The organism is Providencia sp. PROV268, from assembly GCF_028477805.1.
Taxonomy (GTDB): Bacteria; Pseudomonadota; Gammaproteobacteria; order Enterobacterales; family Enterobacteriaceae; genus Providencia; species Providencia stuartii.
This window is the reverse complement of the sequence record NZ_JAMPLW010000053.1, coordinates 1-2524: the sequence shown is the minus strand read 5'-3', so window position 1 is coordinate 2524 and position 2524 is coordinate 1. Positions and strand designations below refer to the sequence as shown.

Sequence of the window (2524 nt, the reverse complement as noted above, 5' to 3'; positions counted from 1 at the left end):
TGATCAGTTAATTTCAGAAAACTTTGGAATAGAAGTCACCTTCGTGCTTGATAACAATGCGCCAGCGACTTTTGATGGCGGCTATGAAAAAAAATCAGGGGATTTTTATGAGATATTAACCTTATTTCCGTTGATTACAGAAGATTTCATTGGTGGTCATGAGAAGTCATTTTGGTTAATTGCAAAATATGAAACGATGACCTATAAAGTGAAAAGCGCTAAGAATATCAATATTAATTTTGATTACAAATCAGCCATAAAAACTTACAGTATTGGACCAAAAAAGAAAAATAAAGATTCAATGGCTACCTTTATTTATCCTAATGGGGAACAAGAGGTAACCAGAGAACGCTTTCCCCAATACAAAAAGCTACTTGAAATATCCGAATCTATGTCCTCTAAATAAAAATAGGATGCATATTTTCAAATTTCAATAAGACCCATTATATTAAACGGGCGAGTTTACCACTTAAACCGCCCGTTAGACACCATTAGAACGCCTTAACACGATTTTAAGCACTAAACACACATAACACCTAAATCCATCCTAAAGGTTTATAACAGTTTCTGTGGTGTTTGATGACGTTTTTAACAACCTTGAGATTGAATGGAAAAATACATTGAAATCGACAAAAGGCACAAGCTACCACTTTTATGGCACTTGAAGATGAATTACAAAAATTTGCTCAAAATGATATATTAAAACTGTCACTTGAACGTTTTAAGGAAGAAACTTATGAAATTTCTGTATCATAAAACCGCTTTCACTGCGTTATTAAGTGTATTCTTTTTGCAAGGGTGTGCAAAAAGTGACACCTTTATTCCCCCAATCAATGGGGAAAGCCTTCATTTTACAGCAACGCTCCCTCAAGAATTAGCGTCATCCCCGATTTATGCGGTATATCGTTCTGAAATCTGCCGCAAAGAAAACCGAACCTCCAATATGGAGGTCTACACGGTTCCGGGATACCATCGTGAACAATATCCCCTAACGATGAATGCTTCGAATCAAGTGGAAGCAGATATACCTCAATCCGGCGGCGGAAAATGTGAATGGAAACTTAGCAATATTAAATTTGAAGTTAAACTCAAAGACCCGTCAAAAATAGACCCATTGATATCAAAAAACTTTGGTTCTGAAGCGACTTTTGTATTGGATAATAACGCTCCAGCGACTTTTGATGGCGGTTATGAACAAAAATCAGGGGATATTAATGAAACATTAACGTTATTTCCGTTGATTAGAGAAAGTTTTATTGGCGGTCACGAGAAATCGTTTTGGCTAATAGCTAAATACGAAACCATGACATATAAAGTCAAAAACACCAATATAATCAATATTAACATTGATTATAAATCAAATGTGATAAGTCATTGGGTTAGCGTTAAAAAGAAAGAAAAAGGTGCAAAACCAACAATGATATATCCAAATGGCAATATTGTTTATGGTGAATATAATCCCCAATACGACAAACTGATTGATATATCAGAATCTATGTCAGCCAAATAAAAACAGGATGCCTATTTTCAAATTTCAATAAGACCCATTATATTAAACGGGCGAGTTTACCACTTAAACCGCCCGTTAGACACCATTAGAACGCCTTAACACGATTTTAAGCACTAAACACACATAACACCTAAATCCATCCTAAAGGTTTATAACAGTCTCAAGAATTAGCGTCATCCCCGATTTATGCGGTATATCGTTCTGAAATCTGCCGCAAAGAAAACCGAACCTCCAATATGGAGGTCTACACGGTTCCAGGATACCATCGTGAACAATATCCCCTAACGATGAATGCTTCGAATCAACTGGAAGCGAATATCCCTCAGTCTGGTGGCGGAAAATGTGACTGGAAACTCAGCAATTTTGTTTTTGAAGTCACACTCAAAGATCCGTCAAAAATTGATCCTTTAATATCAGATAATTTAGGTAAAAAAATTAGCTTTGTATTAGACAATAACGCGCCAGCCACATTTGATGGTGGCTATGAAAAAAAATCAGGGGATTTTAATGAGACATTAACGTTATTCCCGTTGATTACAGAAGATTTTATTGGTGGTCACGAGATGTCATTTTGGCTAATCGCCAAATACGAAACTATGACTTATAAAGTAAAAAAAGCTAATAATATCAATGTAAATATTGATTATAAAGCAAATATGAAAACGTACAGTATTGGACCTAAAAATAAAAATGAAGATTCAATAGCAACCTTTATTTACCCTAACGGAGAACAAGAAAAAACTAAATGGCTTTATCCTGAATACAAAAAATTGATCGCGATATCAGAATCTATGACACAAAAATAAAAAACTAACCGTTTTTTTCTGTTGCTCCTAATTTAAACTGTTACTTTTAATTAGGAGAATAGGATAATTATCTACTTAAACGTGCTCTAAATGTCTCTGGATTCGTTAAGACTGTCTTTAATGCAGCTGATATAGTAATATATGAAAATCTGGACTTCGGTTGACAATTAGTTTTTTCTAATTGTAGCCGGAGGTCAGATATGATGAA

The 2524-nt window shown here is 34.7% G+C and carries 1 protein-coding gene and 2 pseudogenes; all 3 read left to right on the top strand.

Annotated features, from left to right (window positions below; translation table 11 throughout):
* Positions 1-406, top strand: a pseudogene (locus tag PR699_RS19540) (hypothetical protein); the annotation flags it as partial.
* Positions 407-736: 330 nt separating this feature from the next.
* Positions 737-1510, top strand: coding sequence for a hypothetical protein (locus tag PR699_RS19535; protein WP_014657548.1), 774 nt, complete (start codon positions 737-739; stop codon positions 1508-1510).
* Positions 1511-1671: 161 nt separating this feature from the next.
* Positions 1672-2316: pseudogene (locus tag PR699_RS19530) on the top strand (hypothetical protein); the annotation flags it as partial.
* Between the last annotated feature and the right edge of the window lie 208 nt (positions 2317-2524).

Excerpts from the sequence above, each read along its gene's own strand:
- PR699_RS19535 (WP_014657548.1), top strand. The coding sequence starts at position 737 with ATGAAATTTCTGTATCATAAAACCGCTTTCACTGCGTTATTAAGTGTA.